The following is a 13,105-nucleotide window of genomic DNA, read 5'->3' on the forward strand; positions in this document are numbered from 1 at the left end:
CGGCGCACCACGCACGCGGACGCGCGCAGGGTGTCAGGCGAGCTTGCAGCCGGTCTTGTCGACCGGCAGGAACGACTGGCCCGAGCTGACGATGTCGGCGTAATCGTCGGCATTCTTCATCCGGCTCTTCGGCTTGCCCTTCAGCAGGTAGTAGTTCTTCATCACCTGGTGGTCGCCCTTGCGGATTTCTTCCGGGCCGGTGAGGCCGTCGTATTTCATGCCTTCCATCGCCGCGATCACCTTCTTCGGATCGGCGCTGCCGGCCTTCACCATCACGTCGATCAGGATCTTCGAGCAGATGTACGAACCCGCGAGGCTGTAGTTCGGGTTGGCCTTGAACGCGGCGTTCGTGCGCTTCACGAGGTCGCGGTTCAGCGGCGAATCGATCCCGTGCCAGTACTGCGCGCCGAAATACACGCCGTCGCAGATGTCCGGCCCGAGCGCCTCGAACTGCTCGAGGCCCGATGCCCACGCGAGCAGGATCGTGCAGTTGCGCTTCATCCCGAAGCTGACGGCCTGGCGCAACGTATCGGACGACTGCGAGCCGAAGTTCAGGATCAGCAGCACGTCCGGCTGCGCGGCCGCGGCATTCGTCAGATAGCCGCTGAATTCCTTCTCGGCCAGCGAGTGATAGCTGTTGCCGACATGCTCGATGCCCTTTTCCTTGAAGATCGCCTTCGCCGCCGACAGCAGCCCGTCGCCGAACACGTATTGCGGGGTGATCGTGTACCAGCGCTTGGCCTTCGGCAGCATCCGGATCAGCGGGCGCACCGTCTGCTCGATCGCGCCGTAGGTCGGCACCGACCAGCGGAACGTCGCGTCGTTGCAGTCCTTGCCCGTCAGCTCGTCCGCGCCGGCCGTCGTGATGAACACACCGCCCGCCTTCTGCACCTCCTTGCCCATCGCCAACGATTCGGACGACAAAATACCGCCCGCAAAAAAGCGCGCGCCCTTCTGCTGCGCGATCTCCTGCACGCGCCGCACGGCGGTCGCAGGTTTGCCTTCGGTGTCGAGCGTCGTATAGACGAGCGGTGCGCCAAGCACGTTGCCGTACTGCTTGACGGCCAGTTGCATGCCGAGGTCGGCGTATTTGCCGTTGGCCGCGAACGGGCCGGACATCGGCACCGGACAGGCGAGCTGGATGGGAGTGCCCAGGGCGAATGCGGTGCGGGACGACAGGGCGCCGAGCGCGCCCGGCACGGCCGACAGCGCGGCCAGTTTCAACAGTTCTCGGCGATTCAAGTTGACGCTCCTTGGAGGGACAAACACACGCGATACGACGGACTGCCAAACCGTGCCAACGCTCGACGGAAAGGGATGCGTCGTCAGTTCATTCTATTTATCATGATAAATAGAATGAACCCGATGCTAGAGACGATCAAAATTCGTGTCAATCAGGCAAAATTCCCTACCGCCGCACCCGGGCCGATCGACGACGATGTGAACGGGCGCGCGCATGTCAGACAAAGGAGTGTCGAAGATGGTCATGGACCGAGCCAGGGCAGGCCTCGCGGTCGAAATCAAGCAGCCGAAGCGCGCGGATCTCGTCGCGGAGGAAATCAAGCGGCTCATTACGGAAAAGGACCTGAAGCCCGGCGACCGCCTGCCGCGCGAAGCCGAGCTGCAGCAGCTTTACGCGGTCAGCAAGAGCACGATCCGCGAGGCGTTGAAGTCGCTGGAAGTACAAGGGCTGATCAAGGTCACGACCGGGCCGACGGGCGGCGGGATGGTGGTCGAGGTCCCGCTCGACCGGACGTTGCAGTTGCTGCAGAACTATCTGTTCTTCAAGGACGTCACGATCGACGACATCTACACCGTGCGCAAGCTGCTCGAACCGGAGCTGGCCGCGGGCGCGGTGCCGCATCTGACGGAGCAGCATTTCGCCGCGCTCGAGGCCAACATCGCCTGCTGCGACGGTTCGTCAGACGCGCTGGAACACGGTCACCTGGTGCGACAGCGGCAGGAGGACACGACGTTCCACGACATCCTCGCGGCCGCGAACCCGAATCCGTTCCTGCGCTTCAGTTGCGAGCTGATCAACGAGATGATCCGGCAGTTGATCGAGTTCCGGAACGACACGCCGATCGCCGAACACAAGCGTTTCGGCGAAGCGAACGTGGCAATTCACCGCTCGATCCTGCAAGCCGCCCGCGAACGCGATGTCGAACGCGTCCGCGCGCTGATGGTCGAGCACATGACCGAGGCGCCGAAGCACGTGAAGCGGATGAAGGGAAAGTTGCGCGGGCGGCTGATTCTGGATTCGGAGATCCGCAAGCGCGTGCGCGCCGTGTCGGCCGAACTCGACGAGTAGCCGGGCAGTCTTCCTGCCCGATGGCGGGGCGGCGGGCGCGTGGTTCCGCGCTTTCCGCCGTGGCACACCCTGCCCGCGTTTCGAGGAATCGATATGGCTGCGCGTCTACCGCATCGGCCCGCTCCCGCCCAGCACCCCGTTGCATAAAAACATCGGCACCGTCGCAACCCGCACGCCGCCCATCCAATGATTGCATCGATCGATATGACCGCGATCGCATGTTCCAGCCGGTCGGCGTTCGCCGTTCATGCGATGCGTCCGCGCCAGCAGGCAGCGCGGACGCGATGACGACGGTCGCGCCGGGCGCGCGGCGACGCGCATTGCAATTCGATAACCTGACGATTTGCAAACCACGGATCGGCCGTTCATCGCGCGGCCCGGACTCAATAGCATCGTGATCCTCGCAGACGTACCCATAAAAAACAGAGGATATTCATGATCAAGAAATCGGTAGTCCTGGGTTTGGTTTCCGTCGGTTCCATCGGCGCGCATGCGCAGAGCTCCGTCACGCTGTACGGCCTCGTCGATGCCGGCTTCGCCTATACGAACAACCAGGGCGGCGCGAGCAACATCCAGCAGACGAGCGGCAAGCTGAGCGGCAGCCGCTGGGGCCTGAAAGGCGTCGAGGATCTCGGCGACGGCCTGCAGGCCGTGTTCACCCTCGAAAGCGGGTTCCGGCCGAGCGACGGCGGGCTCGGCCAGGGCGGCCGCCTGTTCGGCCGTTCCGCGTACGTGGGCCTGGGCAAGACCGGCATCGGCACGCTGACGTTCGGCCGCCAGTACGAGCCGATCACCGATCTCGTCGCGCAGTATTCGGGCTCCGGCTTCTGGTCGCCGGCGACCCATGTCGGCGACAACGACAACATGAACCAGAGCTTCCGCATCAACAACGCGGTGAAGTTCCGCAGCGCGACGATCGCCGGCTTCACGGCCGATGTGCTGTACGCGTTCAGCAACCAGGCGAACGGCGGCGCGGGCACGGGCTTCTCGAACAACAACGCGTGGGGCGTGTCGGCCAACTACGTGAACGGCCCGCTGTCGGCGGGCGCCGGCTACGTGCGGCTGAACAACCCGAGCACGACGTCGAACACCAGCGGCGCCGTGGGCGGCGCGACCTCGACGACCGGCAACGACTACAGCGGCGGGTTCTTCTACGGGCTGAACGGCGGCGTGCGCAAGCAGCAGATCGGCGTCGCGGGCGCGAACTACGCGCTCGGCCGCGCGACGCTCGGCTTCGCGTGGAGTCACACGCAGCTCGACTATCTCGACGGCTCGTCGCGCAAGTTCAACAACTACGACGTCAACGGGCGCTACCAGATCACGCCGGCGGCGACGCTGATCGGCGTCTACACGTTCACCGACGGACGCGCGAGCGGCCTGCCGGGCACCGGCGGCCAGACGCTGAAGCCGCGCTGGCACCAGTTCACGCTCGGGTTCGACTACGCGTTGTCCAAGCGCACCGACATCTATCTGTCCGGCATCTACCAGCTTGCGGCCGGCGATGCGAGCACCGCGACGTCGGGCGGCTATCGCAAGATCGCGGCGATCTCGAACATCGGCACCGCGTCGTCGACGAATCGCCAGCTCGCGTTCGTCAGCGGACTGCGCGTGAAGTTCTGATCGCACGCACGACGGGCGCAGCGGGCGCGGCACGATAAGCAAAGCGGGAATGCTTGTTTGCCGCATCGCGCCCCGTTGCCGAAAATATGCGTTTTCCGCATGCTGCCGCGCGGCTCGCACCGCGCGGCTTCGACCATGACCGATTCCCGCTTTCGCACGCACCGCCCGCAACGCACGGGCCGCCGTACGGCGCTGCGCCGGCTCGCCGGCGGCTGGGCCGCCGCGCTGCTGCCGGCCGGCGGCGCACTCGCGAGCCAGACGCTCGCGCCGCTATCGCCGCTCGACGTGCCGCCGTGGACCCGCACGCCCGGTGCGTCGCTGCTGTCGCCGCCGTACGGCCTGCCGGGCGAGCACGGGCGCGACGTGATCCGTCGCAGCGCCCGCACGCCGGCGCTGCCCGGATCCGGCTCGTCGATGACGCCGCTCGCCGACCTGTTCGGCGACATCACGCCGAACGGCCTCGTCTACGAGCGCCATCATGCGGGCGTGCCCGATATCGACGCGCAACGCCATCGCGTCGTCGTGCACGGCCTCGTGCGCGAGCCGCGCATCTTCACGATCGACGACCTGCTGCGCTTTCCGTCCGAATCGCGGATCCACTTTCTCGAATGCTCGGGCAACACCGGCAGCGAATGGAACGGCCCGAGCGGGCTGCCCGTTCAGTTCACGCACGGGCTGCTGTCGTGCTGCGAATGGACCGGCGTGCGGCTGTCGACGCTGCTCGACGAAACGGGCATCGATCCGGCCGCGCACTGGCTGCTCGCGGAAGGCGCGGACGGCGCGGCAATGACGCGCAGCCTGCCGCTCGACCGGATTCTCGAGCGTGCGCTGGTCGTCTATGCGCAGAACGGCGAGCGGCTGCGGCCCGAGAACGGCTATCCGGTGCGGCTGATCGTGCCGGGCTTCGAAGGCAACACGAACATCAAATGGCTGCGGCGGCTGAAGCTGGTCCGCGCGCCGGAGATGACGCGCGAGGAAACGTCGAAATATACGAACCTGCTGCCGAACGGCTGCGCGCGCCAGTTCGTGTTCGAGATGGACGCGAAATCGGTCATCACGCGTCCGTCGGCCGGCCACCGGCTCGCATCGCACGGCTATTACCCGATCGGCGGCTATGCGTGGTCGGGGCGCGGCCGGATTCGCGCGGTCGATGTCTCGACCGACGGCGGCCGCAACTGGCGCGCCGCACGGCTCGCGGGCGACGTGCGCGATCGCGCGCTGACGCGCTTCGAGGCCGACTGGGTCTGGAACGGCGAGCCGGCCGACCTGCAAAGCCGCGCGACAGACGACACGGGCTACGTGCAGCCGACCCGCGCCGCGCTCGTCGCCGCGCGCGGCGTGAACTCGCAATACCACTACAACGGCATCCAGAACTGGCGTGTCGGCGCGGACGGCGAGGTGCGCAATGCCTAAGCAGATTACGCGCCGGATTGCATCGTTCGCGGCGGCGTCATCGATGAGCTGCGCGCTCGCCGTGCCGGCCTTCGGCGCCGGCTTCGGTCTCGGCCAGCCGGTCGACCGCGCGACGATCGCCGCATGGGACATCGACATCGCCCCCGACGGCAGCGGCCTGCCGCGCGGTGCGGGCACGGTCGCGCGCGGGGCGCACGTGTTCGCGGACAAATGCGCGATGTGTCATGGCGCCGCCGGCCAGGGCGGCGTCGGCGATCCGCTCGTCGGCGGGATCGGCTCGCTCACCGACGCGAAACCGAAAAAGACGGTCGGCAGCTACTGGCCGTATGCGACGACGCTGTTCGATTACATCCGTCGCGCGATGCCGTACAACGCGCCGCAATCGCTGAGCGCGGACGATGTCTATTCGGTCACCGCATACGTGCTGCACCTGAACGGCATCGTGCCGGACAACGCGACACTCGATGCGCGCACGCTGCCGCGCGTGAAAATGCCGAATCGCGATGGTTTCGTGGCGGATCCAAGGCCGGGAACGCTGTGACGCATGCGCTCGCGGGCAAGCGGGACGGAGAGCACTCTTCCGCGCAGCCCGGGATTGGTGTGCACGATATTTTCGTCAGGCGGCCAACGCCCGTCTTGACCCTACCTTCGTCGCGGCGCCCCGCCATCGCCATCCCGGTTCGACAGCCGGGCGCGCGCCCTGCGAATTCAGGCCGCAGACGCGCCAAGCGCGGCGAACTCGCGCCGCTCCGGCCGCTGCAAACCGAGATGATCCCGCAGCGTATGCCCCGCATAGTCGCGGCGAAACAGCCCGCGGCGGCGCAGCTCGGGCAGTACGAGTTCGATGAAATCGTCGAGGCCGCCCGGCAGGGTCGGCGCCATCACGTTGTAGCCGTCCGCGCCGTACCGCACGAACCGCTCCTCGAGCGCGTCGACGATCTGCTCCGGCGTGCCGACGAGCTGCCAGTGGCCGCGCGCACCCGCGATGCGCAGGTACAGCTCGCGTATCGTCAGGTTCTCGCGGCGCGCGAGTTCGAGCATCAGCGTCTGCCGGCTCTTGCTTGCATTCGATTCCGGCAGCGGCGGAATCGGTCCGTCGAGCGGATACGCGGAAAGATCGACGCCGCCGGTCAGCCCCGACACGAGCGCGAGCCCGACCTTCGGGTCGATCAGTGCCTGCAACGCGTCGAATTTCTCCTGCGCTTCGCTCTCGGTGCGGCCGACCACCGGAAATACGCCGGGCATGATCTTCAGCGTGTCGGGGTCGCGGCCGAAGGCGGCGAGTTGCCCCTTCACGTCCGCATAGAACGCGATCGCATCGTCGAGCGTCTGCTGCGCGGTGAAGATCACCTCGGCCGTGCGCGCGGCGAGCCGCGTGCCGGCCGGCGACGAACCGGCCTGCACGACGACCGGATGCCCCTGCGGCGAGCGCGCGACGTTCAGCGGCCCGCGCACCTGGAAAAAGCGGCCGCGATGATCGAGCACGTGGCGCTTGCCGGGATCGAAGAAGCGTCCCGCCGCGCGATCGCGCACGAATGCGTCGTCATCCCAGCTATCCCACAGCCCGCGCACGACGTCCGCGAATTCCTCGGCGCGCGCATAGCGTTCGCCGTGATCGAAATGCGCGTCGCGGTTGAAGTTGCGCGCTTCGTGCGCGCTCGACGACGTGACGAGGTTCCATCCGGCACGGCCGCCGCTGATGTGATCGAGCGACGCGAACTTGCGCGCGATGTGGAACGGCTCGTTGAAGCTCGTCGACGCGGTGCCGACCAGCCCGATGCGTTCGCTGACGGCCGCGAGCGCCGACAGCAGCGTCAACGGCTCGAACTGCGCGACGTAGCTGTGCGCGGTGCGGCTCAGGAATTCGACATCGTCGCCGCGCGTGCCGACGCCATCCGCGAGGAACACGAGATCGAACTTCGCGGCCTCGGCCGCCTGCGCGAGCCGCACGTAGTGGCGAAAGTCGACGCCGGCATCCGCCTGCGAGCCGGGATGGCGCCAGGCGGCGATGTGATGGCCGGTAGGGTACAGGAACGCGCCGAGGTGCAAATGGCCAGTGCGGGTCGTCATCAGGAAAATTTCCGGAAAGAAGGCTGCGCGTGCAGCCGGAGCGGACCACGCGCCCTTTGACGACGGTGCGTGGTCGTGCGGTTCAGTGCGTGCTCGCCGATCGTCCGCGCATCGTGCGGAAGCGGATTTTCGCTGGTGATCGTTGGCATGTCGGATCAATGTCGGCCGAGGGCGTACTTCGGCACGCCGAACGACCGTCCAGCTGCCCGAGGCGCGAACGTCCCGACGATAGACTGCGCACACGCGATCCCGTACGATCCTTCGATCGCCCGCCACAAGCGGCACCGCAAAGTATAGGGACGCCCGCGGCGCGCGTGAAAAACCGATTTCAGCTTTGGTTATGCGCGCGCCGGGAATGTCAGTGCTGGATACCCCAGCGCCGCACCGTCACGCGCTCGAGCGTATCGAACACGAGGTGCTCGACGAGCAGCCCGATCACGATGACGGCCGCGAGCCCCGCGAACACGCGGTCGGTATACAGCTCGTTGCGGTTCTGGAAGATGTACCAGCCGAGCCCGCCCTGCCCCGCGCTCGCGCCGAACACGAGTTCCGCCGCGATCAGCGTGCGCCACGCAAATGCCCAGCCGACCCGCAGCCCCGACAGGATCGACGGCAGCGCGGCCGGCACGAGGATCAGCGCGATCTGCCGCAGGCCGGTGAGCCCGTAGTTGCGCCCGGCCATCTTCAGCGTGACCGGCACGCCGGCGAAGCCGGTGTACATGCTGAGCGCGAGCGGCCACAACACCGCATGCACGAGAACGAACAGCAGGCTGCCGGTGCCGAGCCCGAACCAAAGCAGCGCGATCGGCAGCAACGCGATCGACGGCAGCGGATTGAACATCGACGTGAGCATCGTCAGCACGTCGCGGCCGATGCGCGTCGACACCGCGACCGACGTCAGCACGAACGCGAAGAACACGCCGAGCGCGTAGCCGCGCAGCAGCACCGACATCGAGATGCCCGTCTTCACGAGCAGTTCGCCCGACTCGATGCCCTGCACGAACGCCGCGAGCGTCGCGCCGAAGGTCGGCACGAGCAGATCGTTCGCGACGATGCGCGCGACGGTCTCCCACACGGCGATCAGCACGAGCGCGATGACGCCGCGGCGGAACCAGCCCGCATCGGCGATGCGGCGCAACAGCGGAGCGGGTGCCGCGCGTTCGGCGTCGGGCGGCGTGTCGAGTGTGCGCTCGTATTCCGCGCGTACGGGCGGCAACGGCGGCAGGACCTGATCGATCGTGCTCATGATGCGGTGCCCTCCGGGTTCGTCGCGCTCGCGACGCCGGTCGCGTCGGTATCGAACAGCAAATGATGGATGCGTGCGACGCTGTCGCGGAAGTCGCCGGTGCCGACGTTCTCGAGCGAATGCTCGTGGCTGTTGAGTTCCGCGCGCACGCGGCCCGGATGCGGCGACAGCAGCAGGATCCGGTTGCCGACCACGAGCGCCTCCTCGATCGAATGCGTGACGAACAGCAGCGTGAAGCGGAATTCGTCCCACAAGCGCAGCAGTTCCTCCTGCATCTTGCGGCGCGTAAGCGCGTCGAGTGCGGCAAACGGTTCGTCCATCAGCAGCACGCGCGGCTGCATCGCGAGTGCGCGCGCGATCGCGACGCGCTGCTTCATCCCGCCGGACAGCGTATGCGGATATGCGTCGGCGAACGCGGCGAGCCCGACCTTGTCGAGATAGTGCAGCGCGCGCTCGCGCGCTTCGGCACGCGACAGCTTCGCGGCCGCACGCAACGGAAACGCGACGTTCTCGGCGACCGTCTTCCACGGCGGCAACTGGTCGAATTCCTGGAACACGACGATGCGGTCGGGGCCCGGTCCGTGCACGGGATGACCGTCGAGCGTGATCGACCCCGAGACGGGCTCGATGAAGCCGGCGATCGCCTTGAGCAACGTGGACTTGCCGCACCCCGACGGGCCGAGCAGCACGAAGCGGTCGCTGCCGTATACGTCGAAGCTGACCTGATGCGTGGCGCGCACGATCCGCGCTCCGCTCCGGTATTCGAGGTTCACGCGATCGATGGCCAGCAGGCGCTCGCTGCGCGCGTCGGCCGGTGCGGCCTGCGGCGCGGGCCGGGTCGCGGTACGTGCATCGGATGCCGCACGCGCGGCCGGCGCGGCGGCGCCGCGCGCCGCATACGGCGGCAACCAGGTTCGGGGGGAAGTGGCATTCACGATCGGGACTCTTGCGAAGAAAACATCAGCATGCGGCCGTGTGCGGCACGACCCAACCAACGATTGCGCATATCGAAACCGGATCGGCGTATAAGCGTCGATCGCGATGTCGCAGCGGCACCGGCGCTCAACTGCCGCCGGCCGTCGCCGGATCGTCGAAGAAGTAGTCGCGCCACGATTTCGGCTCGTTGCGGATCGCGCCGGTGCGGTACATGAACTGCGCGAGCCGCAGCGTGTTCTGTGGCGCGGTCTTGAACTGCACCTGCGGATTGCGCAGGATCTTCAGCAGCAACGCGCGATCGATCTTCGAGCCGTTCACGCGGATATACGTGTCGGCCGCACGCTCAGGGTCGGCGGCGATCTGGCGGGCGGCGTCGGCAAGCGCGGCGACGAATGCGCGATACGTCTTCGGGTTGTCGTCGCGGAATTTCTGCGTGGCGTACAGCACCGTCGCGGAGCTCGGGCCGCCGAGCACGTCGTACGAATTCAGCACGATATGCGCGCCCGGATTGCCCGCGAGTTCCTGCTCCTGGAACGGCGGATTGCCGAAGTGGCCGGTAATCACATTGCTGTTCGCGAGAATCGCGGCCGTCGCATCCGGATGCGGAATCGCCTGCGTCAGCGCATCGAGCTTGTCGAACTGCTTGTCGCCCCACTGCTTCGCGGCCGCGTACTGCAGCACGCGCGACTGCACCGACACGCCGACGGCCGGCACCGCGATCCGGTCCTTCGCGCTCAGGTCGGCGATGGTCTTCACGTTCGGGTTGTTGCTGACGAGGTAGTACGGAAAATTGCCCAGCGACGCGACGCCCTTCACATTCTGCCGGCCACGCGTGCGATCCCATACGGTCAGGAGCGGCCCGACGCCCGCGCCCGCGACATCGACCGCGCCGGACAGCAGCGCGTCGTTCACGGCCGCGCCGCCCGACAGCCGCACCCAGTCGACCTTGATGTCGACGCCGGCCTTGCGCCCTTCCTTCTCGATCAGTTGCTGGTCGCGCGCGACGTTCAGCATCAGGTAGACGACGCCGAACTGCTCGGCGATGCGGATGCGGCCTTCCGCATGCGCGGCTTGCGGCAGGCCGGCGCCCGCGAATGCGAGCGCGGCGGTGAGCATGGCGGCCAAGGCACGACGCGCGGACAGGGTCGTGCGGCTAAACGCCGGCGAAAGCGAAAACGACATCGGAACTCCAGTGAGAAAGGGGGCAGCGGAGCGAAGCGGCGCGCGACTCAGAACGGCGCGTCGCCTTCGATCGTCGTGCGGTACAGCTTGCGGCGCAGATGGTCGGGCGTGCCGGCCGCGAGATGCATCAGCGAGCGGTTGTCCCAGAACACGAGGTCGTGATCGCGCCAGTGGTGCCGATACAGGTGCTCGGCACGCACGCTGTGCGCGAACAGCGCGTCGAGCAGCGCGCGGCTTTCGTCTTCGGGCAGGTCGACGATGCGTGTCGTGAAATGCTCGCTGACGAACAGCGCGCGACGGCCCGTTTCCGGATGCGTGCGAACGACCGGATGCACGACCGCCTCGACCTGTGCGATCTGCTCCGGCGACAGGTTCGGCCGCCACGGGCTGCGCGCCTGCAGCTCCGCATAACGGGCGAGATACGTATGCTCGGCGCGCAGCCCGTCGACCGCGCGGCGCAGATGCGCGGGCAACGTGTCCCACGCGAGATGCATGTTCGCGAACAGCGTGTCGCCGCCCTCGGCCGGCAGCTCCTGCGCGTGCAGCAGCGAGCCGAGGCTCGGCTTTTCCTTGTACGACAGGTCGGAGTGCCAGAAATGGCCGGCGTCGCCGAGCCCGATCGGCTTGCCGTTCTCGACGATGTTCGACACGATCAGCACGTCCGGATGCGCGGGCAGCGCGAACTGATGCAGCACGTGGGTCTGCAGCGGCCCGAAGCGGCGGCTGAACGCGATGTGTTCGGCCGGCGTGATGCGCTGGTCGCGAAACACCAGCACGTGATGGTCGAGATGCGCGCGGTGGATGCGCGCGAAATCGGCAGCGTCGAGCGGCTGCGACAGGTCGATGCCGACGACTTCGGCGCCCAGCGGCGCGTCGAACGCAACGATGTCGAACTGCTGCGCGCCGGCGTGCGGCGGCGATACGGGCCGTTGGCCGGCGAACGTCCACTCGGTGGCGCGGATGGCGGGAGTCGTCACGATACAGCCCTTGTTTCGGTAAAAAACCGAATCTACGAGCGCGTGCCGGACTGCGTCAACGAAGCGATTCCGATACGTTTATCTGCTGTAGCGATAAAGATCGCTGCTCGGGCGGCAGGCGCGACGGGGCATGCCGCGCCAAGGCTGTCCCGTGCCGCCCGACGCGTCGTAGATCTGCCCGGTCACGCAGCTCGTGCGCGCCGTCTATGCGTATGCGGAGAACATCGAGGCTCCGAGCAGTCTCGCGGCTGTGCTGACGAACCTCGCGAACAAGCATGCGAGCCTCGGCGTGCGGCCCGAGCACTATCCGATCGTCGGCGAGAACCTGCTCGCCGCGATCAAGGAAACGCTCGGCGACGCCCCGACCGTCGCCGTTGAAACCTCTTCCAGCCGCCGGCCTCGCCGGTCACGAGCGGCACACAGCAACATCGCGGCGTAGAATTTCTCCTTCTCCGTATCCATCCGGATACGAATAGCGCGTCTTTTCGCGTTTTCGCCGCCCCTGGTTCCCGATCAGATACGAAATGCCGATTCGAAGGCAGCGAACGCCAATTCGTTCCTGAACGGATACGAAAACCTGCTCCAACGCGCGAGTTATGCAATACTGTTCCCGATCAGATACGAAGCACGGAGAACGTCATGCCGGAGAGTCAGTCCGTCGATACGATCGGCGCGCTCGCCCACCTTGTTCGCGCCGCGCGGCTCCAGCAGGGCTTCACTCGCGATGAGCTCGCGAACGCCACCGGGCTGTCGCCGAAATTCATCAGCCAGGTGGAAGCCGGGAAGCCGACCGCGCAAATCGGCAAGGTGATGCTGCTGCTCGGCGAACTGGGCGTGCGCCTGTACGCGGAGTCGTCGGTCGAGATTTCGGAAGAAACCGCGCGCAAGGCCGCGCAACGCCGCAGGAGCGCCCATGGCGGCTAACACGCTGATCGCCTCCGCAAACGGCGTGCGCATGGGCACGCTGACCGACGACAAAGGCATCTGGTCGTTCGCGTACGACGCGCAATGGCTCGCGTCCCCGGCGGCCTACCCGCTGTCGCCGGCGTTCCCGTTGCGTCCCGACGCGTTCGTCGACACGTCCACCGATCGCCCGGTCCAGTGGTTCTTCGACAACCTGCTGCCCGAGGAAGGCATGCGCACGTCGCTCGCGCGCGAGGCGAAGGTCGATGCGGCCGACGCGTGGGGCCTGCTCGCGTACTTCGGGCGCGAGTCGGCCGGCGCACTCACGTTGCTGGCCGACGGCGCGCACGAGGCGCGCGGGAGCCTGCGGCCGCTGTCGCTCGACGAACTCGAGCGCCGGATCCAGGCGATGCCGCAGCGCGCGCTGACGGCCACCGCCCCCAAGCG

General features: G+C 67.1%; 12 protein-coding genes and 1 pseudogene. 7 read left to right on the plus strand and 6 right to left on the minus strand.

From position 1 onward, the window contains the following. Positions 1-33 precede the first annotated feature (33 nt). Positions 34-1,242, minus strand: a complete 1,209-nt coding sequence (locus J7024_RS29175; RefSeq protein WP_234745677.1) for an ABC transporter substrate-binding protein — start codon at positions 1,240-1,242, stop codon at positions 34-36. Positions 1,243-1,480: 238 nt separating this feature from the next. Here J7024_RS29175 and J7024_RS29180 point away from each other — a divergent pair, with 238 nt between their 5' ends. From J7024_RS29180 to J7024_RS29195, 4 genes are all read left to right on the plus strand, one after another. Beyond that, entirely contained in the window at positions 1,481-2,311 is an 831-nt protein-coding gene (locus J7024_RS29180) for a FadR/GntR family transcriptional regulator (protein WP_234745680.1), read from the plus strand. A 435-nt stretch (positions 2,312-2,746) separates the two neighbouring features. Then, positions 2,747-3,931 carry a porin gene (locus J7024_RS29185; protein ID WP_124897568.1) on the plus strand — a complete coding sequence of 395 codons (1,185 nt, stop codon included), beginning with the start codon at positions 2,747-2,749 and terminating at the stop codon, positions 3,929-3,931. A 135-nt stretch (positions 3,932-4,066) separates the two neighbouring features. Next, positions 4,067-5,344, plus strand: coding sequence for a sulfite dehydrogenase (gene soxC / locus J7024_RS29190; RefSeq protein ID WP_234745678.1), 1,278 nt, complete (start codon positions 4,067-4,069; stop codon positions 5,342-5,344). 43 nt (positions 5,345-5,387) lie between these two features. Further along, positions 5,388-5,885 carry a c-type cytochrome gene (locus tag J7024_RS29195; RefSeq protein WP_234745681.1) on the plus strand — a complete coding sequence of 166 codons (498 nt, stop codon included), beginning with the start codon at positions 5,388-5,390 and terminating at the stop codon, positions 5,883-5,885. Between the two features lie 167 nt (positions 5,886-6,052). Here J7024_RS29195 and J7024_RS29200 read toward each other — a convergent pair whose 3' ends face one another. The 5 genes from J7024_RS29200 to J7024_RS29220 all read right to left on the minus strand — a co-directional run bounded on the left by J7024_RS29200 (position 6,053) and on the right by J7024_RS29220 (position 11,755). Next, a complete protein-coding gene (locus J7024_RS29200; RefSeq protein ID WP_124897571.1) occupies positions 6,053-7,414 on the minus strand; it encodes an LLM class flavin-dependent oxidoreductase in 1,362 nt (453 codons plus the stop codon). Positions 7,415-7,772: 358 nt separating this feature from the next. Beyond that, positions 7,773-8,660, minus strand: a complete 888-nt coding sequence (locus J7024_RS29205) for an ABC transporter permease (RefSeq protein ID WP_124897572.1) — start codon at positions 8,658-8,660, stop codon at positions 7,773-7,775. Further along, the gene (locus tag J7024_RS29210; protein ID WP_124897573.1) at positions 8,657-9,595 is read right to left on the minus strand and encodes an ABC transporter ATP-binding protein; all 939 of its coding nucleotides are present in this window, start codon (positions 9,593-9,595) and stop codon (positions 8,657-8,659) included. The genes J7024_RS29205 and J7024_RS29210 overlap by 4 nt, the downstream gene beginning before the upstream one ends. Positions 9,596-9,722: 127 nt before the next feature. Continuing rightward, positions 9,723-10,778: an ABC transporter substrate-binding protein gene (locus J7024_RS29215; RefSeq protein WP_124897574.1), complete on the minus strand. Its 1,056-nt coding sequence runs from the start codon at positions 10,776-10,778 to the stop codon at positions 9,723-9,725. A 47-nt stretch (positions 10,779-10,825) separates the two neighbouring features. Then, the gene (locus tag J7024_RS29220) at positions 10,826-11,755 is read right to left on the minus strand and encodes a TauD/TfdA dioxygenase family protein (protein WP_124897575.1); all 930 of its coding nucleotides are present in this window, start codon (positions 11,753-11,755) and stop codon (positions 10,826-10,828) included. 190 nt (positions 11,756-11,945) lie between these two features. On the opposite strand from J7024_RS29220, the pseudogene J7024_RS29225 reads away from it, so the two are divergent. The 3 genes and pseudogenes from J7024_RS29225 to J7024_RS29235 form a co-directional block, all read left to right on the plus strand. Next, positions 11,946-12,122, plus strand: a pseudogene (locus J7024_RS29225) (globin domain-containing protein); the annotation flags it as partial. Between the two features lie 272 nt (positions 12,123-12,394). Continuing rightward, entirely contained in the window at positions 12,395-12,679 is a 285-nt protein-coding gene (locus J7024_RS29230) for a helix-turn-helix domain-containing protein (RefSeq protein ID WP_124897576.1), read from the plus strand. Continuing rightward, the coding region (locus J7024_RS29235; protein ID WP_234745679.1) for a HipA N-terminal domain-containing protein at positions 12,669-13,105 on the plus strand (437 nt) is incomplete at its 3' end. The genes J7024_RS29230 and J7024_RS29235, both read left to right, overlap by 11 nt.

The sequence above is a fragment of the Burkholderia sp. WTPI3 genome (genome assembly GCF_021483755.1).
GTDB lineage: Bacteria > Pseudomonadota > Gammaproteobacteria > Burkholderiales > Burkholderiaceae > Burkholderia.

Coding starts and splice junctions, on each gene's coding strand:
- J7024_RS29180 (WP_234745680.1), top strand. CDS start 1,481: ATGGTCATGGACCGAGCCAGGGCAGGCCTCGCGGTCGAAATCAAGCAG.
- J7024_RS29185 (WP_124897568.1), top strand. CDS start 2,747: ATGATCAAGAAATCGGTAGTCCTGGGTTTGGTTTCCGTCGGTTCCATC.
- soxC (WP_234745678.1), top strand. CDS start 4,067: ATGACCGATTCCCGCTTTCGCACGCACCGCCCGCAACGCACGGGCCGC.
- J7024_RS29195 (WP_234745681.1), top strand. CDS start 5,388: ATGAGCTGCGCGCTCGCCGTGCCGGCCTTCGGCGCCGGCTTCGGTCTC.
- J7024_RS29200 (WP_124897571.1), bottom strand. CDS start 7,414: ATGACGACCCGCACTGGCCATTTGCACCTCGGCGCGTTCCTGTACCCT.
- J7024_RS29205 (WP_124897572.1), bottom strand. CDS start 8,660: ATGAGCACGATCGATCAGGTCCTGCCGCCGTTGCCGCCCGTACGCGCG.
- J7024_RS29215 (WP_124897574.1), bottom strand. CDS start 10,778: ATGTCGTTTTCGCTTTCGCCGGCGTTTAGCCGCACGACCCTGTCCGCG.
- J7024_RS29230 (WP_124897576.1), top strand. CDS start 12,395: ATGCCGGAGAGTCAGTCCGTCGATACGATCGGCGCGCTCGCCCACCTT.